Genomic DNA, 20,357 nt, shown 5'->3' with positions numbered 1-20,357 from the left:
TCTGCTCAGCCGCCTCGCTCTAAAGTTGGGCAGCTGCAAAGGTATCGCACTGACCGACCTGACCCGTTTCATACCCACGTGCGAACCAGCGTGAGCGCTGCTCAGAAGTGCCATGGGTAAAGGTATGCGGTTGCGGCACTTGGCCTGCCTGACTTTGCAGGTAGTCATCACCAATTTTACGTGCCGCATTCAGCGCCTCTTGCAGATCGCCTTTTTCCATCAAACCTTGAACGTTGCTCGCCCAAACGCCTGACAAACAATCTGCCATCAGTTCCAGTTTCACGGTAAGGACATTCGCCTCTACCTTGCCAGCAGTACGCCGCGCTGCATCGACTTTGGGCAGGATGCCCAGCTGATTCTGCACATGGTGTGCCACCTCATGAGCAATCACATAAGCAGCCGCAAAGTCGCCCGCTGCGCCCATTTGCTGGCTCAACATGGTGAAGAAACTGGTGTCGAGATACGCTTGGCCGTCCGCAGGGCAATAAAACGGCCCCGTCGCGCCATTTGCGCCTCCACAGGGGCTTTGTGTCACGCCAGAAAAAACCACCAAACGGGGCGGCTCATACGTTCTTCCCAATTGATCGCGGAACACTTTTGTCCAGACATCTTCGGTGGTGGCGAGCACCTGCGCGCTAAATTGCGTGGCGCGATCATCAGCATCAGATACCGCAGCACCTTGGGTCTGCTGTTGGGGCACACCGCCGCTTTGCACCAAAGATGAGACATCGATCCCCGTAAAATACCCGATCGCTAGAACGATCAGCAACCCGATGACACCCATACCACCCGCGCGGCCACCCCGGCGGCCACCGCTACGCACTTCTACATTTTTACTTCGACGAATTCCGCGCAACCGCATTTCAGACACCCCTTATCGGTCAACCTCACCCTGTAATCATAACACAGCCATGCCCGGGTAGTTCAATATCTATCACAACGAAATAGCCACGGTCATGCCAATGCGTCGTTTGTAGTGGCGACGGCCTGCGAGCTAAACGCCGCGGTCCCCGTGACGCCCATCGTTCGTTCTGAAAAATACCTGCATACCCATCTCCCAATCTGTAAAGAATTTGATTAGGGTGCACTTGGCAGTGCGGGTGGATAAAAGCGGACCGTATTTTCGCCCCGAAACAGACAGTCCCGCATCATTTGGTCGTCTTGGCCGATACAGCTGCGATAAACGGAACGAATTGGTGATTTTCCAGTGACAGATACCCCCGCCTACCGCGTGCTCGCCCGCAAGTATCGCCCAGAAACCTTTGCTGATCTGGTCGGCCAAGAGGCGATGGTGCGCACGCTGAAAAACGCGTTTGAAGCCGACCGTATCGCGCAGGCCTTCATCATGACCGGCATTCGCGGCACTGGTAAAACCACCACCGCGCGCATCATCGCTAAGGGCATGAATTGCATCGGTGCCGATGGCACCAGCGGGCCGACAACAGACCCCTGCGGCGTATGCGAACACTGTACAGCGATCATGGAAGGCCGCCATGTCGATGTGATGGAGATGGACGCCGCATCTAATACCGGCGTCGCTAACATCCGCGAAATTATTGATTCCGTTCACTACCGTGCGGCGTCAGCCCGCTACAAAGTATACATCATCGATGAAGTGCACATGCTCTCGACCGGCGCGTTCAATGCGCTGCTGAAAACGCTCGAAGAGCCGCCGGAGCATGTAAAATTCATCTTTGCGACCACAGAAATCCGTAAGGTTCCTGTGACTGTTCTCTCACGGTGCCAGCGTTTTGATCTGCGCCGCATTGAGCCTGAAGTAATGATTGCCCTCTTGCAAAAAATTGCGACCGCTGAGGCGGCTGAGATCGCTGAGGATGCGCTAGCCCTTATCACGCGCGCGGCAGAAGGATCCGCACGCGATGCGACTTCGCTTTTGGATCAAGCGATCAGTCATGGTGCCGGGGAAACCTCGGCCACCCAGGTCCGTGCCATGTTGGGGCTCGCTGATCGCGCCCGCGTGTTGGACCTGCTGGACATGATTCTACGCGGGGATGCGGCTGGCGCGTTGACTGAACTGAGCGCGCAATATTCTGAGGGTGCCGACCCGATGGCCGTCATGCGCGATCTGGCCGAAATCACCCATTGGGTTTCCGTGGTCAAGATCACGCCCGATGCCGCCGAAGATCCGACCATATCGCCCGAAGAACGCGACCGGGGCCGCATGATGGCAGATGCCTTGCCAATTCGTGTACTGACCCGCCTTTGGCAGATGTTGCTCAAGGCGCTCGACGAAGTCGCGAGTGCCCCCAATGCCATGATGGCCGCTGAAATGGCAATAATCCGACTGACCCACGTGGCAGATTTGCCGTCACCCGAAGAACTCGTGCGTCGCCTTGAAGGCACGCAACCGCTACCTGCTGTGACGCCCTCTGCCCCGTCAGGCGGGCAAACGACTGCGACCCCAACAGCGTATCGCGGATCCACTGACGCAAGATCGCCGTCTGGTGGTGCTCAGGCTGCTGTTGCCACGGACCCAAATGCTGCCCTCGCCCGATTTCCGACGTTCGAACATGTGATTGACCTGATCCGCGCCAACCGCGACGTCAAACTGTTAGTCGAGGTCGAAACCTCACTCCAGCTCGCTGCGTACCAACCCGGGCGTATCGAATTCGTCCCAACGGATGCAGCGCCACGCGATCTTGCTCAACGTCTTGGTGCCAAGCTACAACTTTGGACAGGTAACCGTTGGGCCGTCACGTTGGTGAACGACGGCGGCGCTCCCACAATTGCATCGATCCGTGATGCCGCCGATCTGGAGCGGAAGGCCAAGGCCGAAGATCATCCTCTGATGCAGGCTGTTCTGGCGCAGTTTCCAAAGGCAAAAATCACCGCCATCCGCACGCCCGAAGATATCGCGGCCACGGCCATCCAAGATGCCTTGCCCGAAGTCGAAGACGAATGGGACCCTTTCGAGGACAACTGATGCTAAGGCTCCTCGCCCAAAGCTGCTTCGCCCCCCGCACTTGTTCATCGCGCCCCGCGCTGCAATATGTATACCAACATTCATTCTGGCCCTGCGCCCACGCAGCAAGGCACAAACCAAAGGATAGACGACAATGTTCAAAGGACTAGGCAACCTAGGCGATATGGCCGGCATGATGAAAAAAGCCCAGGAAATGCAGGGCAAAATGACTGAGATGCAAGAAGAGATGCACAACATCATGGTCACCGGTGAAGCAGGTGCAGGCCTCGTCAAAGCCACCTGCACGGCCAAGGGCGAGCTTAAGACCCTCGATATTGATCCTTCGATCTTTAATGGCGATGACAAAGAAGTTGTCGAAGACCTGATCCTTGCCGCCATCAAAGACGCCCAAGGAAAAGCATCTGACCGCGCCCAAGAAGAAATGTCAAAACTGACCGATGGGCTAGGCCTTCCTGAAGGCATGAAACTGCCCTTCTAACCCCGGCTTCAGCGCTCCACCAACACCCCGCCGGGGGCTTCAAATCCCAGCAAAAGGCATTTTCGTTTGAGCAGTACCCGCGACATCGACGCCCTGATCGAGCAGATGGCCAAGCTTCCCGGCCTCGGGCCTCGTTCTGCGCGCCGTGCAGTGCTTCACCTCATCCGCAAACGTGCTCTTTTGCTGACGCCCCTTGCCGACATGATGCAAACTGTGGCCGCCACCGCGCGCGAGTGCCTCAACTGCGGCAACGTTGGGACGGCGGATATCTGCGATATTTGTGACAGCAACAAACGCGCCAACGGTGAGCTTTGTGTGGTTGAAGATGTCGCCGATCTTTGGGCAATGGAACGCGCGGGCGTCTTTAAAGGGCGATATCATGTCCTTGGTGGGACCCTCTCGGCGCTTGACGCTGTTGGGCCACAGGAGCTGCGCATCCCCCGCCTGATCGACCGTATTTCCGCCGAAGATGTGAAAGAAGTCATCCTCGCCCTTAATGCGACAATCGACGGCCAAACCACCGCCCACTATATTGCCGACCAACTTGAAGGGCAGGTCCAGTTGACCTCGCTGGCGCAAGGCGTCCCCATCGGCGGGGAGCTAGACTATCTCGATGATGGCACAATCGCTGCGGCGATGCGCGCCCGCAAACCGATATAGCGGAACACCTACTCAAATTAGCCTACGGCTGCCTTTGCAGGGTGACACATGCAAAAGGGGACGCCCGCGTTGGACATCCCCCTAAACTTAACAACCAAAGCCCAAAATCGTCCCGGCGAATAAGCCGCGACGTGGGTTTCTAGCCCTTCTTATTTTCTTCATCAGCTTTGGACTCGTCGTCTTTGGCCTCTTCGTCATCCTCAGCAACAGGCGTCTTGAAAAAGCTCTCCGCATCCGAGAAATCGCCTTGTGGCTCATCATCGTCATCAGCTGGATTGCCTGACAACGTGAAGGTCTCAAGTCCTTCGATCGCTGTGGGCATTTTTGGCTCATCGTCCATGCCAAGACTCTGCTCGGTGCTTACAAGCTTGCGGCGCTCGTCATCATTCATGACCTCGCCCGCAGCAGCCTTCTTGGCTGCAGCTTTTTGAACTGCGGCATCCAATTCGGACTGTTTGCACAGGCCCAAGGCGACAGGGTCAATCGGCTGAATGTTGGAAATGTTCCAATGCGTCCGCTCACGAATCGCCTGAATTGTAGGCTTGGTTGTGCCAACAAGCTTGCTCACCTGACCATCGGTCAGCTCGGGGTGGAACTTTACAAGCCACAAGATAGACGCCGGGCGATCCTGACGTTTGGACAGGGGCGTATAGCGCGGACCACGGCGTTTTTCTTCGCCTTGAGCAGCTGCGTTATACTTCAGCTGGATTTTGTGGGTCGGGCTGGCCTGCGCCGCATCGATCTCTTCTTGCGTAAGCTGGTTGTTTGCAATGGGATCAAATCCCTTCACGCCTGCAGCCACATCGCCGTCCGCAATGCCCTGCACTTCCAACTCATGCATGCCGACGAAATCCGCGATCTGCTTGAAATTGATGGTTGTGTTGTCCACCAGCCAGACTGCAGTGGCTTTTGCCATGATCGGTAGTGCCATTTTCTTCTCCTTTAAACGCACCTTTCCCGTCGCCTGAAAGGGCTGTCCCGGGGGCCGGAACGGTTTCCATTGTGGGGGAACTTGTGGATTGTATACTGGCCTCAAAGACAGAAGGAAAGTCCCTATGCGTTGGTTCATGCTCTGGCTGCTTACAGCCCTGCCCGCCCACTCTAAGGGCGAGGTTGCCGGGGAATTCGACTACTACGTGCTCTCCCTCAGCTGGTCGGCGAACTGGTGTGCGCTGGAGGGTGACGCGCGCAATTCGCCGCAATGCGACGAAAGCAAAAATCACGGCTGGATCATGCACGGGTTGTGGCCGCAATTTCACCGTGGATACCCCTCCTATTGCCGTACATCAAACCAACCTCCCTCGCGCGGCATGACGAACGATATGGCCGATATCATGGGCACCTCTGGATTGGCGTGGCATCAGTGGAAAAAGCACGGCAGTTGCACTGGATTGTCCGCTACAAAATACTTTGAACTGTCGCGTGAAGCCTACGAAAAGGCACAACGCCCCGAGGTTTTTCGCAAACTTCCAAATGCGGTCAAACTACCGGCATCCGTGGTCGAAGAAGCGTTCCTGAAAGCAAATCCAACCATGGAACCTGACGGCATCACAGTCACCTGCAATCAAGGCTACATCCAAGAGGTTCGCATCTGTTTCTCGCAAGATTTATCACCCGTCCCATGCGGTCAAGACGCCGTGCGGGACTGCCGCCTTAAGGACGCTCTGTTCGAACCGATGCGGTAGCCAAAGTACTCTCCGGAAAGCGCGAAAGCGTGCCTGCCGGATCAACCACCAACCTTGAGCACGATCTTCCCAATATGTCCGCTGGTCTCCATTCGCGCATGGGCCTCGCTCACATTCTCGAGGTCATAGGAGCTATCCATCACCGGGGCCACGCGACCAGCTTCCAAAAGCGGCCAGACATTTTCACGAAGCGCCTCAGCGATCCGCGCCTTGGCGAGATTGGACTGAGGCCGCAGCGTCGATCCCGTGATCGTCAGCCGACGCGTCATCACCTGCACAAAGTTAAGCTCGACCTTTGGCCCTTGCAAAAATGCGATCTGAACCAACCGTCCGTCTGTCGCCAATGCCTTGAGGTTGCGCGGAATATACTCGCCCCCCACCATATCAAGGATCAGATCAGCACCGCCTTCGGATGTCATCACTTCAACAAAATCATCCTCGCGGTAATTGATCGCAACCTCTGCGCCCAGCTTTAGACACGCGCTACATTTCGCGTCCGACCCTGCGGTCGTGAACACCCTTGCTCCGAATGCGTGGGCCAACTGAATTGCCGTCGTTCCGATCCCGGATGATCCGCCATGAACCAAAAACCGTTCCCCGGCCTGCAGGCCACCGCGCATGAAAACGTTGGACCAGACGGTGAAAAACGTCTCAGGCAGACACGCCGCTTCCTTAAGCCCCATGCCCTTTGGAACGGGCAGGCAATGGGCCGCAGGGGTTGCGACGTATTCTGCATAACCGCCACCGGGCAACAGCGCACAAACTTGGTCACCCATAGCGATCCCAGCAACTCCTGATCCAAGGGCCACGACCTCGCCAGAGGCCTCAAGACCAGGCAAATCGCTCGCAGTCGGTGGCGGCGCATAGGCACCAGCACGCTGCAGCGCATCGGGCCGGTTGACCCCAGCCCAAGCCACCTTGATCACAACCTCACCCGGTCCCGGCTGCGGCACCTCACGTGTGCACAGCTGCAATACCTCCGGGCCGCCCGGCTTGGTAATCTCGATCGCGCGCATTGTCTCTGCCATGGGATAAAAGCTCCTGTGATCCGTTATCCCGCCACTTTAGCCAAGCTGCCGAGGAGGCGCGACCGTATTTTGCACCGATGGTCATGCGCCGCGTGGTTTGATATGTCGCGAACAAAGAACGAGGGCCGCGCGCATGCAGACATCAACGTTTCATTGGCATCCAGTCGCGCGCGCCTATGTCGGGCCGCAGCAAGTGGCGCGTCGGACCCGACCGAGCAATATTAGCGGTCTCCAGATCATCTCCCCCGACCCAGCAGAACTAGCTCTCAGCCACCTCAGCGAGATCTTGGGAACGGGCAACGCTTTCTGTATCGGAACCGCCCCAGCGACAATGCCCCCCAAGAACAGCTTCGTAACGAGCACTGGTGGAAGCACCGGCAGCCCAAAGCTTATTCAACGCAGTCATGCCTCTTGGATCGCGAGTTTTGAAACCAACGCTGCGCTTTTTGGCTACACCGCCAGCGACCAGATCGCCGTACTTGGCCCGATTAGTCATTCATTGTCCCTCTACGGCATCCTTGAGGCACTTCATCTGGGAATGGACGCACATGTCCTCGCGGAATTGCGCCCCAGCAAACAATCAAAGGCCCTAAACAGCGCAAAAATCAGCATTCTTTACGCAACACCCACACAGCTGCGCCTGCTTTGCAAAGGTAACAATATACCGCAACTTCGGTTGATCCTCTGCGGTGGCGGTGCGCTTGATGCCGCAACACGACGTCAAATTGAAGCCGCCTGCCCCAACGCAGATCTACGAGTGTTCTATGGCTCAGCGGAGACCAGTTTTGTGAGCATAGCAGATGCATCAACCCCAAACGGATCTGTCGGGCGCGCCTATCCACAGGTGGAGGTACAAGTACGCGATGCCAATTCCGATGGCACCGGTACAATCTGGGTTAAGGGGCCCTATTTGTTCGACGGATATGCCAGTGACCAAAGCCCACATACGCAATCGGACGCCGAATGGTTGACCGTTGGAGAGCACGGTTGGATCGACGAAAAGGGCAACCTTTATATCGTTGGCCGTGCAGGCCGGATGGTGACAATCGCGGATCAGAACGTGTTTCTTGATGACCTTGAAGCCATGTTGGCTGCGCAACCTGACATGCCACAAGTGGCTGTTGTGGCCCTTCCAAACCGCACCAGAGGGAGTAGCTTGATCGCTGTTCTTGAAGGTCAGGACAATCAACCGGTTGCCGAGCATGTCCGCCAAATTTGCCGCGACAACTATGGTGCTCTGGCCACACCGCGCACTGTGATCTTTGCCGATCCCTTTCCCCGCCTGCCCTCGGGCAAGCCCGATCTAGTCGCCCTAACCGCTCTTGCTGGAGGCACAACATGAGTGTTCAAATTATCTCAGCGTGCCGTTCTGCGGTGGTCCCCCGAGGCGGTGCATTTGCCGCACTTTCGCTGCATGATCTCGGGGCCCCCGTGCTGCAGGCCGCGATGGCGCAGGCTGGGCTTGTCGCGGCGCAGGTGGACGAGGTCATCGTGTCAAACGCCCTGGGTGGTGGTGGCAATCCTGCCCGGCTTGTTGCATTGGCGGCGGGCCTGCCACAGCGGATTGCCGGGCTCAGCATTGACCGCCAATGCGCAGGTGGATTGGACAGCCTGCTTCTTGCGCGCCAGATGATTCTGAGTGGTGCGGCCGATGTAGTCATTGCCGGTGGGGTTGAAAGCTACTCCCGCAGGCCACTTCGCTTGGTGACTTTTGCCGATGGACGCCAGCCAGAAGCCTATGATCACCCCCCCTTCTCCCCTTGGCCAGATCGCGATCCAGACATGGCGCAGGCCGCCGATCAATTGGCCCAATCCGAGGGCACTACCCGCGAAATGCAGGACAGCTGGGCCATCGATAGTCACCAAAAAGCCCGCAACGCGGCATTCGGGAACGGTGAGATAATCCCGCTGGGTGATGTCCAAACCGACAGCTTCACTCGCAACCTAACGCCAGCGCTTTGTGCCCGTGCGGCAGCTATTTCAGGAAGTGTCACGGCCGCCAACACGTCCGTCGCCGCTGATGCCGCTGCGTTTTGCGTTGTCGTATCAGACCGCATGGCGACCCAACTTGGCCGCAGCGGACCTACAATCTTGGGCGGAGCCACTTGTGGAAGCGCGCCCGAGAGCCCCGGCATCGCGCCTATCGCGGCGATAAAGGCCGCGCTGAAACAGACCAACCTAGCCCCCAACGATATCGACATCGCGGAGGTGATGGAGGCCTACGCCGTTCAGGCCATCGCTTGTGTCCAAGGCGCAGGGCTTAAGCCCGACCGTGTGAACCTAGGCGGTGGATCATTGGCGCGAGGTCATCCGATTGGAGTTTCTGGGACGATCAATGGGGTTCGGTTGTATCACGAACTGGAACGGCGCGGCTGTGGCACGGGCATGGCCACCATTGCCGCAGCAGGCGGTATCGCCACGGCGCTCGTGTTACGCGCGTGACAGCACGCTGCGTGGCCGCGCCCGGTACAGGGCCCCTGTAATCAGACCAGCCAACACGGCCTTGATCATATCGCCGGGAATAAATGCAATCACCAGCATTGTGGCCTCGGTCATCGTTTTACCAAGCACTAAGGACAAGCCCGTGACCCCAAACGCATAGAGCACGACAACGCCACCAACCAAGGCCCCAGTCCACGCGGCGAAAGACGTGGAAGTTCCCCGCAGCCGTTCAGTGATTAGACCTGTTACAAAGGCCGCAAACGGGAAGCCCACCACAAATCCGACCGTTGGCGATTGAAAGACACCAAAGCCCCCACGTCCACCGGACAGCAGCGGCAACCCAAGAGCGACAAGCCCGACAAATAAAAGCGCCGCAAGCCCACCGCGCCATGACCCCAACACGGTGCCGCAGAGCATGATTCCAAGGCTTTGCGCCGTGATAGGCACGCCAAACCCCAACATCAGCGCGGGCACCAAGCCCAAAGCAGCGACAAGGGCGGTAAAGAGTGCGATCAGCGTGAGGTCTCGTTCCATGGGTCTTCCTTTAGTCAATATTTAGAGCCCACCACGGGCCCTTAACGCATCCGAAACATGTTCAGCGTCGTCCAAGGCAAGCACGAGAAATGGCAAGATCACCCGCCACCCCGGTTTACGCCGTGACCGCGCACGCCATGCCTGCACAAGCGCCTGAGCCTTTTGCGACAGGACTGGCGTAAAGCGGATGACCATTGCCACCGCAAGTTCAATCGGTCGACTGTTGAGCCCGAGGGGCCGAAGCGGGGTCAACATTTTGTGTAAGACGCCCATCATGTCGCTCAACTTTGTGGTCATGGTCACCAAATTGGCGAGGCCAACAGCTGCGATCATTCGGCACGCGATCACCGCCCCTGTTTGTGGATCGCCAATCGCCAAATGCCATAACCCGATCAACACCACAAACGGCCACAGCGGCCATAACCGGCGCATACCGCTACGCAAAAACACCGCGCCACCAGCGGCATAAAGGACAGCCACCCCCAAAAGCGCCACGCCTTGCGCCACGACACCCTGCAGCGCGAACAGGCCTACCGTGGCAAGGCAAAGCCCCAGCAGTTTTGGCCCGGCAGGCCAGCGATGGGCCCAGGTTTCAACCGGGGAGGTCAGCGAGATCATCGATCCCTCCAATCTGGCGCATCCGGTTGGTATATTTTGTGGCAACTTCTGCTGCCGACCCGTCTTGTTGAATGCGGCCGCCTTCGATCCAGATCGCGCGGTCGTAATTTTCGACTGTTGCGGGATCATGGGTGATCTGCAAAAGCGATGCATCCACGTCATCCAGCACCCGGCTTAAATGCATGGCGGTCGGAATATCGAGCCCGGCAAACGGCTCATCTAGAATGATTAATCGCGGCCCCATCGCCAACACGGCCATCAGGCACACCAATTGGCGTTGCCCCTGCGACATCTCGTGGATTGCCACCTCGCGCCAATGCGCTTTCTCAAAACGAGCGAGGATGGCATCGACACCTGCCGCAGCCTCCCCTTTGGTTTGGCCCATCTGCGTTAGGCCAAAGGCCAACTCTTCGGCAACCGTGGGAAAAATAATCTGGTGATCCGGGTTTTGAAACAAAATGCCGACAAGCCCCAAGGCCGCCCTCCTGTCGCGTGCCACATCCACCCCTGCAATGCGCACCTGACCGCGTGTTGGTGGCATCAACCCAGCGATCACCCGCGCCAACGTCGTCTTGCCAGAGCCATTGCGCCCCAGCACGGCGACCCGCCGTGCATCACACTCAAAATTGATCCCGCTTAACAAATCACGCCCGTCGATCTGCAACAGCACATCATTCAGGTCGATCAATGAGGGAGAGGAAACAGGCGGCACCAGGTCATGGCCTTTTGTCTAAAGCATTCGCCAGCGGAGGTATCAGCCCGGCCCGTGCAGGGAAAGATCAAAGGCACCTTAAGCCACGACGGCAATCGCCCCCAATCATAGCCCTAAGAACAGACAGGCCCGCAAATCCGCTAGCACCTAGTCTTGGCGGGGCCGTGTCCAGCTGCCAGGTAAATCCATCCTTGGGATACGCGATGGGGCCTTGATATGGCTCATCACCCAGTTCGGCCCCGTCATCAAACGGCTCAGCAGCGGGGAGCCGTTGACCTGCGCCTTGAGTTTTTCGATCTGCATGACGTTTTCGATGCGCCGATCCAAAAATTCCCAAGTAGCCGTGTGATCGTCGCTGGTATCGCCCAACCAATACAGCACAGTGGCCGAATAAACCGCGCTGAGCGTCGCGCGTTTGGTGTACCAATTCACATCCTCGGACGTATCCCCCAGCGCATCCCAGATCGCATCTGTCGTTCCCCAAACCGCCTTGGCCCCATCTGCGGCGTACTGCGGCAACGCAAAAAGTGTCGTGCCACGGCGCACCGCTTCTTTGTCACTGACCACCTCCAGCCGGAACCGCACCGCAGCAGCGATCTTGTCGCGAAATTTCAAACCGCTCAGGTCTGCTGACGTCAACCGCTCAAGCATGAGCGCATCGCCGCGTGCGTGATAGTGCATGGCCAGATCAACCGCGCCACGCGGACACAGGCTCTTTGCGACGGTTGCATCAATCCCCGTCTCTTGAACCGCCAATTCGAACGTCATTGGCGACCATCCATCGAATGGCACATTCAACAGTGCTGCATCCAGCAAACGATCTTTGGGCGGCAGGGCGGCTTCAGACATGGCAAGACTCCATTATTTGAACGAACAGTAGACAATTTAGCACGCCGTTGCTATATGCCCACTTCCTGCAAATCCTTGCAAATTCAAACTAGAAAGGTGGTGAAAACCACATGCAGGTTAGTGTTCGCGACAACAACGTCGACCAAGCGCTGCGCGCTCTGAAGAAAAAACTTCAGCGCGAAGGTGTGTTTCGTGAAATGAAGCTCAAGCAACATTTCGAGAAGCCCTCCGAGAAAAAGGCCCGGCAGAAAGCTGAAGCAATCCGCCGTGCCCGTAAGCTGGCACGTAAGAAATTGGAACGCGAAGGGTGATCTAAGTCATCCCGAACGTCACTTTTCGAATTGGAAAACCCCCGTAGCTCGATGGCTGCGGGGGTTTTTCGTTTGGGCATGTGGGTTTTCGGCGGTTGTCTTTCGGTCGTCCGCAGCTCAGGCAATTGCGCGCTGCCATTCGACAAAAGCGGTGACTGTTTGCCCTTGAAAACTAGCGCCAGCAGCACTCAATCGCAGCCTTTGATCTAGGAACTCTACTTGGCGCACTTGCTCCGTTCCAATCCAATTTGGACATGATGCTTGTGTCACCTGATGCCTCACCTGATCGCCGTAATATTCATATGGCCCAGCGTAAGTTATCTGCGTCTTAAAGGCGGCGGAGTCCTCTTCAATCGTGCCTCCAAAGGGATCGTGCACACTAAATAGCGCTCGATTTTGAGACATCATATGCACAAAAACAAAACCGTCTTGGGTGTAGCTGATGTAGCCGGTCGCGTTTGACCCTAAAGGGTAGATACGCTCGCCAGCCTCCGTTTCATTGTACCATTCAAGTAGTGACCATGTTCCAATCAGGGGTGTTTTTTTCTGCATCAAATATCCATATTCATTGGCGCTTATACTTCCTCATCGACTATAATATTAGTCTTTGATGGGGTATCGGTTGGCTTCTTCAAATACGTCGATCACCCGCGTACCAGCCTTGATCGACGCTCCGTGTTCGACCCCTGCCGGAATTGAATAGCTATCACCGGGTCTGTAAATCTTAGTTTCCCCACCGATGGTAAACTCGATTTCCCCTTCGATAATCGTACCCCACTGAGCGCCGTGTGCATGCGGGGGAAGTTCCATCGCCTTGTGAAACGTAAAGAATGCGACCAATCCGGCATCTGATTTTACAACTGCGGTTGTCACTACATCTTCTGGAAATGGCACATCGATACTAGGAAAAGACTCTATGAAATTAGGATAAGGCATTGCGGTGTCCTTTAATGAGGTTGCCCGAGACAGGTGGTGAGACCGTCATCCTGCCAGCGCACCGAATTGTTTGCAATCGGGTTGGCGGTCTGCGTTCAAAGCCGAAACTACCGCCAAATCTCACACAGGCAACGCCGTTGTCTTGCAGACCGTCCTCAATGCAAAGCTTGATTGCATCTGCCCGACACCGGGCAGGCGTGCCAAATATTGCCGGTGGATGCGGGCGAAATCTTCGGTATCTTCGGCCACGACCTTAAGCAAGTAATCCGCGGTCCCGGCCATCAGGTGGCACTCCAACACGTCGGGAATGCGCCCGACTGCGCGCTCAAAGGCGTCCAACACTTCGTCCGCCTGACCCTGCAACGTGATTTCGACAAAAACGGTCGTCGCCACACCCAATTTGCGCGCGTCCAACAAAGCTACATAATCGCGGATATACCCGTCCTGCTCCAGTCGCTGCACCCTGCGGTGGCAAGCTGATGGGGAAAGGTTCACCTTCTCTGACAACTCTGAATTTGACATCCGGCCCTTGCGTTGGAGTGCTTTCAAGATGCTGCGATCAATTGCGTCTAATGCCATATGCGCCAAATCCTTGCGTCAAATCCAATATTATCCGCAGACTATTCGAAACATCCCCCCCTTGGCGAGGCAAAATAGACGCCACCTTGCGCGCGTTCAGGCGCACAGTCCGCCTCAGGAAAAACATCCTCTCGCACATAGGACAAACACGATGAAAATAGGTTGCCCCAAAGAAATCAAGCCGCAGGAATTCCGCGTCGGTGTCACACCCAATGCGGCAAACGAAGCAGTTGCGCATGGCCACGAGGTCGTCATTGAAGCCGGCGCAGGCATCGGTGCCGGTTTTCCCGACGAAGATTACATTGCCGTCGGAGCCGTCATCTTAGAAACCGCGCAAGAAATCTTTGCGCAGGCCGATATGATCGTAAAGGTCAAAGAGCCACAGCCCGGCGAACGCAAGATGCTGCGCGAAGGCCAGCTGTTGTTCACCTACCTGCACTTGGCCCCCGACCCCGAGCAAACCAAAGACCTGATCGCATCCGGTGCAACCTGCATCGCCTATGAGACCGTGACCGACCGCAACGGCGGCCTGCCGCTCCTTGCGCCTATGTCCGAAGTTGCGGGCCGACTTGCTCCTCAGGTTGGCGCTTGGACACTGCAAAAGGCCAATGGCGGGCGTGGTGTGTTGATGGGCGGCGTGCCCGGCGTGGGCCCGGCCCGTGTTGTGGTGATCGGCGGCGGCGTCGTCGGGACGCACGCGGCACGCATCGCTGCCGGTATGGGCGCAGATGTGACCGTGCTGGACCGTTCTTTGCCGCGCATGCGCTATCTTGATGATATCTATGGCGGCACGTTCAAGACGTCTTATGCCAGCGCCGGCAACACGATCGAACTGGCGCGCGCCGCGGATATGATCATTGGGGCCGTTTTGATCCCAGGTGCCGCAGCGCCCAAACTGATCAGCCGTGCGCAGCTGTCAGAGCTCAAGCCAGGTGCCGCCATTGTAGACGTTGCTATCGATCAAGGTGGCTGTTTCGAGACATCGCGCGCCACCACGCACCACGATCCAATCTATGACGTCGACGGGATCATGCATTACTGCGTGGCCAACATGCCCGGCGCTGTTGCGCGGACCTCAACCATCGCGCTGGGGAACGCCACCATGCCCTTCATGTTAGCGCTGGCTGACAAAGGTTGGAAAAAGGCCTGCGAAGACGATGAGCACCTGCTCGCAGGGTTGAACGTGCACGCGGGCCAATTGACTTATTACGCCGTCGGCAAGGCACTTGGGATCGACGTGATCTCGCCGCAACTTGCGCTCAAGAGCTGAAACTAGAAATGCCCGCCAATGTGGCGGGCATTTCGTTACCACTGTGAGGTGGCTTACTTTTTCTTAAGTGCCGCCAGAATATCGGCCAACAATTCTTCTTGTGTTGGGCCGGCTGGAGCTTCTGGTGCTGCTTCAGGTTCTGCCTTTTTGGCGTTGTTAAGTGTTCTCACCAACATAAAGACGACAAATGCGATGATCAAAAAGTTGATGATCGCCATGATGAAGTTCCCGTATGTAAAGGTCGCTTCGCCGACGGAAGCAGACAAGCCACCGAAATCAACACCGCCCATAAATAGGCCGATCAGCGGAGTAACAATATCCGCAACAAGCGAGCCCACGATCGCTGTAAACGCCGCGCCGATGATGATACCAACGGCCATGTCCATGACATTGCCCTTAGCGATGAAGTCTTTGAATTCGTTAATCATTGTTCTGTCCCTTGAATTTTACCCACGGTTCTCCGGGCCCCTGCCCTGCGCCGCCGCACATCTGCTAGCATAATTGCGCACAGGATTCAGCCTGTTATTAGGGGGAAAAGCGCCTAACTTAACCCCTAACAACCTCAAGGAGACCTAAATGTCAGAGCTTTCAGCTTTTGCCATCGCGCAAAAATGGCCTGCACAAAATCCGAATGTCATTCAGCTCTATTCGTTCCCGACTCCCAATGGGGTCAAGGCTTCCATCGCGCTTGAAGAGATGGGTTTGGAGTATGAACCGCATCTGGTGACGCTGAACGATGCCGATGTGAAAAGCCCGGAGTTTCTGTCGCTCAACCCCAACAACAAGATCCCCGCGATTATTGACCCCAACGGGCCAGATGGCACACCAATTGGTCTGTTTGAGAGCGGCGCGATCCTGATCTATCTGGCCGAGAAGTCTGGCAAACTAATTGGTGACACAGCAACTGAGCGCGCCCAGACGATACAATGGTTGATGTTTCAGATGGGCGGATTGGGTCCGATGCTGGGGCAACTTGGGTTCTTCTCTAAATTTGCGGGTTCTGAGTGGGAGGACAAACGTCCCCAAGAACGCTACATCAACGAGGCAAAACGCTTGCTCAACGTGCTCAACCTTGAGCTGGCAGGCAAGGATTGGATTACCGGTCCCAACTATTCCATCGCCGATATCGCCATTGCGCCGTGGCTGAGGGCATTGGATTACTATGGCACTAAAGACGTGGTGGGCTGGGATGATCACACCAACTTGGTTGACTACCTTGCACGCTTTGAAGACCGGCCAGCGGTCCAAAAAGGCCTAGTCACACCTGCGCGCGATTGATTGCTTGGGCGGGAGCAATCCCGCCCAATGCTTATTTGGGCAACGTGCCTTCCAGCACATAGCGCAGTATCTCGACCACCTGCGCAGGCTCTTGTGCAACCGCCAAAGCCGCCGCATCAACTTCCTTAAGCGGGTGGGCGTGATCCGGCCCATGCAACACAATCAACGACGTTCCCAAAGCAGCGGCGTAGCCCGCATCAAACGCTGCATTCCACTGTTTGTACTGATCCCCGAACCGCACAACGACAACGTCAGCTTGCTCAATCCCGCGACGCGTGCGGATTGCGTTTAGTTGCGCACCTTTACGGTCATGCCAGAATTTATCGTCTTCGGCTCCAAGGATCGCCACACCGCAATCATCACTCGCAGCGTGATCGGTGACTGGACCACTAAACGTCACGTCCAGCCCCTCGGCACCAGCGATGATCTGTTCGCGCCAGTCGGTGTGAATTTCCCCCGAAAGATAAACGTTCAATGTCATGGTGTTTCTCCTATCAATCGGCGGCATTAACCGCGCAAAACGCCACCAGTGGCCTTGGTTACTTTTTCAACGACCTTCGCACCAACGGCTTCGATTTCCGCATCCTTCAGCGTTGCATCTTTGGGCTGTAGCCGCACTGTGATGGCAAGTGATTTTTTGCCTTCGCCGAGAGAGCCGCCGATGAATTCATCGAACACCCGCACATCTGCGATCAGCGCCTTATCGGCCCCCATCGCAGCGTTCACGATGCTCAATGCCTCAACTTCCGCATCCACAACAAAGGCAAAGTCACGCTCGACCGCCTGCAGATCACTGATTTTCAAGGCAGGGCGTGTCGACCCAGCTTTACGCGGCAAAGGCACTTCGGCAGGCCACAGGGTAAAGCCCACGGCGGGCCCCTTCACATCCATCGCAGCCAGCACCTTGGGATGAATTTCACCGTAGATGCCAAGTACCTTTTTCGGTCCCAGACAGATCATCCCATGCCGACCCGGATGCCACCATTTTGACGCGCCGCGCATGATCTGCACCCGCGTAGGCGCGCCGATGGCGGCCAGAACCGCTTCGGCGTCCGCCTTGGCGTCATAGACATCAACGCTGCGCGCAGCGCCGTGCACATCACGTGGGCTGGTACGCCCAATCAGCAGTCCGCTGACCAGCATATGTTGTTGTCCCGGCTCTCCACCATGAAACGCGGGGCCAACCTCAAACAGCGCCATATCGGCAAAACCACGCGCCTGATTGCGCGCTGCTGCTTGCAACAAACCGGGCAGCAATGCGGGGCGCATATGGCTCATATCCGCACTTATCGGGTTTTCGAGACGTGTCTCTTCGGTGCCGCCGCCAAACAAGGCTGCAACTGATTGCTCAATAAAGCTGTAGGTCACGCATTCATTATAGCCCAATGCGGCACAGGTCCGCCGTGCAGACACTTCGCGCCGTTGCGCAGCTGACAGAATTGGACGCGGCACACCAGCAGACAACCGAGGCAATGGACGCCCTTCAAGTTTGGTCAACGAGGCAATCCGCGCGACCTCTTCAACGAGATCAGCCTCGCCTTGCACATCGGGGCGCCAGCTGGGCACATGGGCCATGTTGCCCTCAAGCACAAACCCAAGTGAGGTCAGCGTTTGCCGCTGATCAGCTTCAGGGATGGTCATACCGACAAGCGACTGCACCCGCGCAGCATCCAGTTTATAGGCGCGCGATGTGTCAGGGATCTTGCCCGCGACAACAACCTCGGAGGCCTCACCACCTGCGTGGCCCAGAATCATCTGGGTGGCGTGTTCAATCCCGTATGGGGTCCATTCCGGGTCCACGCCGCGTTCAAACCGATACCGCGCATCCGAATTGATCTTAAGCGCGCGCCCCGCATAGGCGATCTGAACCCGGTCCCAATATGCGCTCTCAATGAACACATTTGTCGTCTGCTCCGTCACACCCGTGTCGGCACCACCCATAATGCCTGCAATGCTTTCGGGGCCATTGTCGTCTGAGATCACCATCTGACCGGCCTGCAACGCATAGGTTTTGTCATCCAGCGCCATGATGCTTTCGCCGCCCTTGGCACGGTGCACCCGCAGATTGCCTGCAACTTTATCTGCATCAAACACATGCAGTGGGCGGTTGCGATCATAGGTAAAGAAATTCGTCACATCCACGAGAAAGGAAATCGGCCGCAAACCAATCGCACGCAGGCGGTCCTGCAACCAAACAGGTGATGCGCCATTCGTGACGCCGCGGATCACGCGGCCAAAGAAAACCGGACAGCCGTCCAGCGTATCTTCATCAATGTTGACCGTGATCGGGCAGGCAAACGCCCCCTCAACGGCAGCGACCTCACCCAGTTTCAACTTGCCCAAGCCGCGCGCTGCCAGATCGCGGGCAATGCCACGGACCCCCAATGCATCGGGACGGTTGGGCGTGATCGCAATCTCGATCACCGGGTCGACTTTGGCTGGGTCGTTTTTCTCCAGCCAGCTGACAAAACTCTCTCCGACCTCGCCCGAGGCCAACTCAATGATACCGTCATGCTCTTCGGACAGTTCCAGCTCGCGCTCAGAGGCCATCATGCCAAAGCTCTCGACGCCGCGGATTTTACCAACACCGATGGTCGTATCAATTCCCGGCACATAAACGCCCGGCTTGGCCACAACAACTGTGATCCCTTGCCGTGCATTGGGCGCGCCGCAAATGATCTGTTGCAGCCCTTCGTCGGTCTCAACCTGACAAACCTGTAAGCGGTCCGCATCAGGATGCTTTTCCGCCGATTTCACATACCCAAGCGTAAAGTCACGCAACCGCGCACCGCGGTCTTCAACCCCTTCAACTTCAAGGCCAAGATCAGTCAACGCATAGGTGATCTCATCCACCGAAGCGGTGGTATCGAGATGTTCCTTGAGCCAGGACAGGGTGAATTTCATGCGGTCAATCCTCGTGCGAATGCTTGGCGCTTTCGGTATCCGCAATCGAGGATGGATTCAATGCACTCAAGGGCTTTGGGTACTCAAGAGCGTTCGGCAATCAGGGATATTGCGGTGCGCGCCCCATCAACTGGTCCAACTGCCAACCAATCCAGCCATGCGGGATAAAATGCCCGCCGGAGTGAATATCAAGCGTAACACTATGGCCATCCGCGCAGTTATCCCACTGTGTGCGCTGAAACGTCAGGAACTCCCGCGCATTCCAATCGGGCAGTTTCGCTCCTGTGCCGCAGTCAAACTGACGCCGCCAAAGGGCAACCGGATTGGTCGTATCGCCTCCCGGTCCCATCGGAAATCCCATCACCGTATCGTCCAGCCCGTGCACATGGCGAATTGTGCGCGGCCCCTCCGCGCATTCCTCGGATTGTTGCAGCGTGCCAGAAATCGCGAGCAGCGCGGCCACCTCGTCGCCATTGTCGCACGCATAGCGCCACGCCATTGCCGCCCCATAAGAATAGCCTGAGATATAGATGCGGCTGCGATCAATCGGATAGCGCTTGGCCGCATCTTCGATCACAGCGGCGGCAAAATCGACATCCTGGCTGCCTGCTTGCCAAAAATCCCAAGTCCGCCCGTTTCCATTCGGGGCCAGCAAAAGCACGCCTCTGCGCCGCGTATGACCTGCGATCCGTCCATGGTTCACAATCAAATTACCTTGCCGCCCCCAGCCATGGAAATGCAGCATGACTGGCATCGGGGTGGCCTCGTCCCACTCATCAGGCGCACGGACATGATAAGAGCGATCGCCAAGCTCGCAGGCCGTCGCGCCCTCACAAGCGGCTTTCCACGGGCCCATTGCAGGGAGGATGAGAAGGGCGAAGAGAGAGAGAAAGTATTTCATAAAGCGACGTTAGCCAAGCACGCGGGAGTGTCACGTCACGAATGCGTAGGGTGGTGAAGCAGATGCGTAACGCAAGACGAAACCAAGGCTCAGCCGCAGAGCCTGGCGTGCCTTATCGCTAGCGTTTTTTGCCCAGTTTAATGAGTTTCTTAACCTGAATGGCGCGCGAACCATCCGTCTTAATGTTCAAATACGCTTGGTCTCTAGTATCTTTCCAGGTCTTGAAAC

At 56.9% G+C, this 20,357-nt stretch carries 23 protein-coding genes; 9 read left to right on the top strand and 14 right to left on the bottom strand.

The genetic code is table 11. The annotated features are described in order from the left end of the window. Positions 1-19: 19 nt before the first annotated feature. A complete protein-coding gene (ypfJ, locus tag C1J03_RS02415) occupies positions 20-862 on the bottom strand; it encodes a KPN_02809 family neutral zinc metallopeptidase (protein ID WP_114883325.1) in 843 nt (280 codons plus the stop codon). A 345-nt stretch (positions 863-1,207) separates the two neighbouring features. Between ypfJ and C1J03_RS02410 the strand changes: the two genes are divergently transcribed. From C1J03_RS02410 to recR, 3 genes are all read left to right on the top strand, one after another. Beyond that, a complete protein-coding gene (locus tag C1J03_RS02410) occupies positions 1,208-2,944 on the top strand; it encodes a DNA polymerase III subunit gamma/tau (RefSeq protein ID WP_114883323.1) in 1,737 nt (578 codons plus the stop codon). A 133-nt stretch (positions 2,945-3,077) separates the two neighbouring features. Next, positions 3,078-3,422, top strand: coding sequence for a YbaB/EbfC family nucleoid-associated protein (locus C1J03_RS02405; RefSeq protein ID WP_114883321.1), 345 nt, complete (start codon positions 3,078-3,080; stop codon positions 3,420-3,422). A gap of 66 nt (positions 3,423-3,488) precedes the next feature. Beyond that, positions 3,489-4,082 carry a recombination mediator RecR gene (recR, locus tag C1J03_RS02400; RefSeq protein WP_114883319.1) on the top strand — a complete coding sequence of 198 codons (594 nt, stop codon included), beginning with the start codon at positions 3,489-3,491 and terminating at the stop codon, positions 4,080-4,082. Between the two features lie 139 nt (positions 4,083-4,221). Here recR and C1J03_RS02395 read toward each other — a convergent pair whose 3' ends face one another. Next, complete coding sequence (locus tag C1J03_RS02395) at positions 4,222-5,013, bottom strand: DUF1013 domain-containing protein (protein ID WP_114883317.1); 792 nt, start codon at positions 5,011-5,013, stop codon at positions 4,222-4,224. Positions 5,014-5,137: 124 nt separating this feature from the next. On the opposite strand from C1J03_RS02395, the gene C1J03_RS02390 reads away from it, so the two are divergent. After that, complete coding sequence (locus tag C1J03_RS02390) at positions 5,138-5,767, top strand: ribonuclease T2 family protein (protein WP_114883315.1); 630 nt, start codon at positions 5,138-5,140, stop codon at positions 5,765-5,767. Between the two features lie 41 nt (positions 5,768-5,808). On the opposite strand, the gene C1J03_RS02385 is transcribed toward C1J03_RS02390, so the two are convergent. Beyond that, a complete protein-coding gene (locus tag C1J03_RS02385) occupies positions 5,809-6,795 on the bottom strand; it encodes an NAD(P)H-quinone oxidoreductase (RefSeq protein WP_114883313.1) in 987 nt (328 codons plus the stop codon). Between the two features lie 133 nt (positions 6,796-6,928). On the opposite strand from C1J03_RS02385, the gene C1J03_RS02380 reads away from it, so the two are divergent. Further along, positions 6,929-8,137, top strand: coding sequence for an AMP-binding protein (locus C1J03_RS02380; protein WP_114883311.1), 1,209 nt, complete (start codon positions 6,929-6,931; stop codon positions 8,135-8,137). Next, on the top strand, positions 8,134-9,237 hold the full coding sequence (locus tag C1J03_RS02375) for a thiolase family protein (protein WP_114883309.1): 1,104 nt from the start codon (positions 8,134-8,136) through the stop codon (positions 9,235-9,237). Before C1J03_RS02380 ends, C1J03_RS02375 begins: the two co-directional genes overlap by 4 nt. Here C1J03_RS02375 and C1J03_RS02370 read toward each other — a convergent pair. From C1J03_RS02370 to C1J03_RS02355, 4 genes are all read right to left on the bottom strand, one after another. Next, positions 9,226-9,771: a biotin transporter BioY gene (locus C1J03_RS02370; RefSeq protein ID WP_114883307.1), complete on the bottom strand. Its 546-nt coding sequence runs from the start codon at positions 9,769-9,771 to the stop codon at positions 9,226-9,228. The two genes, C1J03_RS02375 and C1J03_RS02370, sit on opposite strands and share 12 nt — an antisense overlap. Positions 9,772-9,792: 21 nt before the next feature. After that, entirely contained in the window at positions 9,793-10,389 is a 597-nt protein-coding gene (locus C1J03_RS02365) for an energy-coupling factor transporter transmembrane component T family protein (RefSeq protein ID WP_114883305.1), read from the bottom strand. Then, on the bottom strand, positions 10,364-11,101 hold the full coding sequence (locus tag C1J03_RS02360; RefSeq protein ID WP_254694159.1) for an energy-coupling factor ABC transporter ATP-binding protein: 738 nt from the start codon (positions 11,099-11,101) through the stop codon (positions 10,364-10,366). The genes C1J03_RS02365 and C1J03_RS02360 overlap by 26 nt, the downstream gene beginning before the upstream one ends. 147 nt (positions 11,102-11,248) lie before the next feature. Beyond that, a complete protein-coding gene (locus C1J03_RS02355; protein ID WP_114883303.1) occupies positions 11,249-11,950 on the bottom strand; it encodes a COQ9 family protein in 702 nt (233 codons plus the stop codon). 110 nt (positions 11,951-12,060) lie between these two features. Between C1J03_RS02355 and rpsU the strand changes: the two genes are divergently transcribed. Further along, positions 12,061-12,261, top strand: a complete 201-nt coding sequence (gene rpsU, locus C1J03_RS02350) for a 30S ribosomal protein S21 (RefSeq protein ID WP_114883301.1) — start codon at positions 12,061-12,063, stop codon at positions 12,259-12,261. Between the two features lie 117 nt (positions 12,262-12,378). Here rpsU and C1J03_RS02345 read toward each other — a convergent pair whose 3' ends face one another. The 3 genes from C1J03_RS02345 to C1J03_RS02335 form a co-directional block, all read right to left on the bottom strand. Beyond that, the gene (locus tag C1J03_RS02345) at positions 12,379-12,813 is read right to left on the bottom strand and encodes a lipocalin-like domain-containing protein (RefSeq protein ID WP_114883298.1); all 435 of its coding nucleotides are present in this window, start codon (positions 12,811-12,813) and stop codon (positions 12,379-12,381) included. A gap of 48 nt (positions 12,814-12,861) precedes the next feature. Further along, positions 12,862-13,197, bottom strand: coding sequence for a cupin domain-containing protein (locus C1J03_RS02340; protein ID WP_114883296.1), 336 nt, complete (start codon positions 13,195-13,197; stop codon positions 12,862-12,864). Positions 13,198-13,317: 120 nt separating this feature from the next. Next, on the bottom strand, positions 13,318-13,776 hold the full coding sequence (locus C1J03_RS02335) for an Lrp/AsnC family transcriptional regulator (protein WP_114883294.1): 459 nt from the start codon (positions 13,774-13,776) through the stop codon (positions 13,318-13,320). 151 nt (positions 13,777-13,927) lie between these two features. On the opposite strand from C1J03_RS02335, the gene ald reads away from it, so the two are divergent. Beyond that, complete coding sequence (ald, locus tag C1J03_RS02330; protein ID WP_114883292.1) at positions 13,928-15,046, top strand: alanine dehydrogenase; 1,119 nt, start codon at positions 13,928-13,930, stop codon at positions 15,044-15,046. Positions 15,047-15,099: 53 nt separating this feature from the next. On the opposite strand, the gene mscL is transcribed toward ald, so the two are convergent. Then, positions 15,100-15,474: a large conductance mechanosensitive channel protein MscL gene (gene mscL / locus C1J03_RS02325; RefSeq protein WP_114883290.1), complete on the bottom strand. Its 375-nt coding sequence runs from the start codon at positions 15,472-15,474 to the stop codon at positions 15,100-15,102. A 148-nt stretch (positions 15,475-15,622) separates the two neighbouring features. Between mscL and C1J03_RS02320 the strand changes: the two genes are divergently transcribed. Beyond that, positions 15,623-16,324 carry a glutathione S-transferase family protein gene (locus C1J03_RS02320; protein ID WP_114883287.1) on the top strand — a complete coding sequence of 234 codons (702 nt, stop codon included), beginning with the start codon at positions 15,623-15,625 and terminating at the stop codon, positions 16,322-16,324. A gap of 31 nt (positions 16,325-16,355) precedes the next feature. Here C1J03_RS02320 and C1J03_RS02315 read toward each other — a convergent pair whose 3' ends face one another. The 3 genes from C1J03_RS02315 to C1J03_RS02305 all read right to left on the bottom strand — a co-directional run bounded on the left by C1J03_RS02315 (position 16,356) and on the right by C1J03_RS02305 (position 20,129). Further along, positions 16,356-16,805 (bottom strand): YtoQ family protein, encoded by a 450-nt coding sequence (locus C1J03_RS02315; RefSeq protein ID WP_114883285.1) that lies wholly within the window; start codon positions 16,803-16,805, stop codon positions 16,356-16,358. 26 nt (positions 16,806-16,831) lie between these two features. After that, entirely contained in the window at positions 16,832-19,228 is a 2,397-nt protein-coding gene (gene pheT / locus C1J03_RS02310; RefSeq protein ID WP_114883283.1) for a phenylalanine--tRNA ligase subunit beta, read from the bottom strand. 100 nt (positions 19,229-19,328) lie between these two features. Continuing rightward, positions 19,329-20,129, bottom strand: coding sequence for an alpha/beta hydrolase family esterase (locus tag C1J03_RS02305; RefSeq protein WP_114883281.1), 801 nt, complete (start codon positions 20,127-20,129; stop codon positions 19,329-19,331). Between the last annotated feature and the right edge of the window lie 228 nt (positions 20,130-20,357).

The sequence above is a fragment of the Sulfitobacter sp. SK012 genome, assembly GCF_003352085.1.
Taxonomy (GTDB): Bacteria; Pseudomonadota; Alphaproteobacteria; order Rhodobacterales; family Rhodobacteraceae; genus Sulfitobacter.
The sequence above is the reverse complement of the archived record's forward strand: the minus strand, read 5'-3'. Positions and strand labels throughout refer to the sequence as shown.

Excerpts from the sequence above, each read along its gene's own strand:
- ypfJ (WP_114883325.1), bottom strand. The coding sequence starts at position 862 with ATGCGGTTGCGCGGAATTCGTCGAAGTAAAAATGTAGAAGTGCGTAGC.
- C1J03_RS02405 (WP_114883321.1), top strand. The coding sequence starts at position 3,078 with ATGTTCAAAGGACTAGGCAACCTAGGCGATATGGCCGGCATGATGAAA.
- C1J03_RS02395 (WP_114883317.1), bottom strand. The coding sequence starts at position 5,013 with ATGGCACTACCGATCATGGCAAAAGCCACTGCAGTCTGGCTGGTGGAC.
- C1J03_RS02390 (WP_114883315.1), top strand. The coding sequence starts at position 5,138 with ATGCGTTGGTTCATGCTCTGGCTGCTTACAGCCCTGCCCGCCCACTCT.
- C1J03_RS02385 (WP_114883313.1), bottom strand. The coding sequence starts at position 6,795 with ATGGCAGAGACAATGCGCGCGATCGAGATTACCAAGCCGGGCGGCCCG.
- C1J03_RS02380 (WP_114883311.1), top strand. The coding sequence starts at position 6,929 with ATGCAGACATCAACGTTTCATTGGCATCCAGTCGCGCGCGCCTATGTC.
- C1J03_RS02375 (WP_114883309.1), top strand. The coding sequence starts at position 8,134 with ATGAGTGTTCAAATTATCTCAGCGTGCCGTTCTGCGGTGGTCCCCCGA.
- C1J03_RS02370 (WP_114883307.1), bottom strand. The coding sequence starts at position 9,771 with ATGGAACGAGACCTCACGCTGATCGCACTCTTTACCGCCCTTGTCGCT.
- C1J03_RS02365 (WP_114883305.1), bottom strand. The coding sequence starts at position 10,389 with ATGATCTCGCTGACCTCCCCGGTTGAAACCTGGGCCCATCGCTGGCCT.
- C1J03_RS02355 (WP_114883303.1), bottom strand. The coding sequence starts at position 11,950 with ATGTCTGAAGCCGCCCTGCCGCCCAAAGATCGTTTGCTGGATGCAGCA.
- rpsU (WP_114883301.1), top strand. The coding sequence starts at position 12,061 with ATGCAGGTTAGTGTTCGCGACAACAACGTCGACCAAGCGCTGCGCGCT.
- C1J03_RS02345 (WP_114883298.1), bottom strand. The coding sequence starts at position 12,813 with ATGCAGAAAAAAACACCCCTGATTGGAACATGGTCACTACTTGAATGG.
- C1J03_RS02340 (WP_114883296.1), bottom strand. The coding sequence starts at position 13,197 with ATGCCTTATCCTAATTTCATAGAGTCTTTTCCTAGTATCGATGTGCCA.
- C1J03_RS02335 (WP_114883294.1), bottom strand. The coding sequence starts at position 13,776 with ATGGCATTAGACGCAATTGATCGCAGCATCTTGAAAGCACTCCAACGC.
- ald (WP_114883292.1), top strand. The coding sequence starts at position 13,928 with ATGAAAATAGGTTGCCCCAAAGAAATCAAGCCGCAGGAATTCCGCGTC.
- mscL (WP_114883290.1), bottom strand. The coding sequence starts at position 15,474 with ATGATTAACGAATTCAAAGACTTCATCGCTAAGGGCAATGTCATGGAC.
- C1J03_RS02320 (WP_114883287.1), top strand. The coding sequence starts at position 15,623 with ATGTCAGAGCTTTCAGCTTTTGCCATCGCGCAAAAATGGCCTGCACAA.
- C1J03_RS02315 (WP_114883285.1), bottom strand. The coding sequence starts at position 16,805 with ATGACATTGAACGTTTATCTTTCGGGGGAAATTCACACCGACTGGCGC.
- pheT (WP_114883283.1), bottom strand. The coding sequence starts at position 19,228 with ATGAAATTCACCCTGTCCTGGCTCAAGGAACATCTCGATACCACCGCT.
- C1J03_RS02305 (WP_114883281.1), bottom strand. The coding sequence starts at position 20,129 with ATGAAATACTTTCTCTCTCTCTTCGCCCTTCTCATCCTCCCTGCAATG.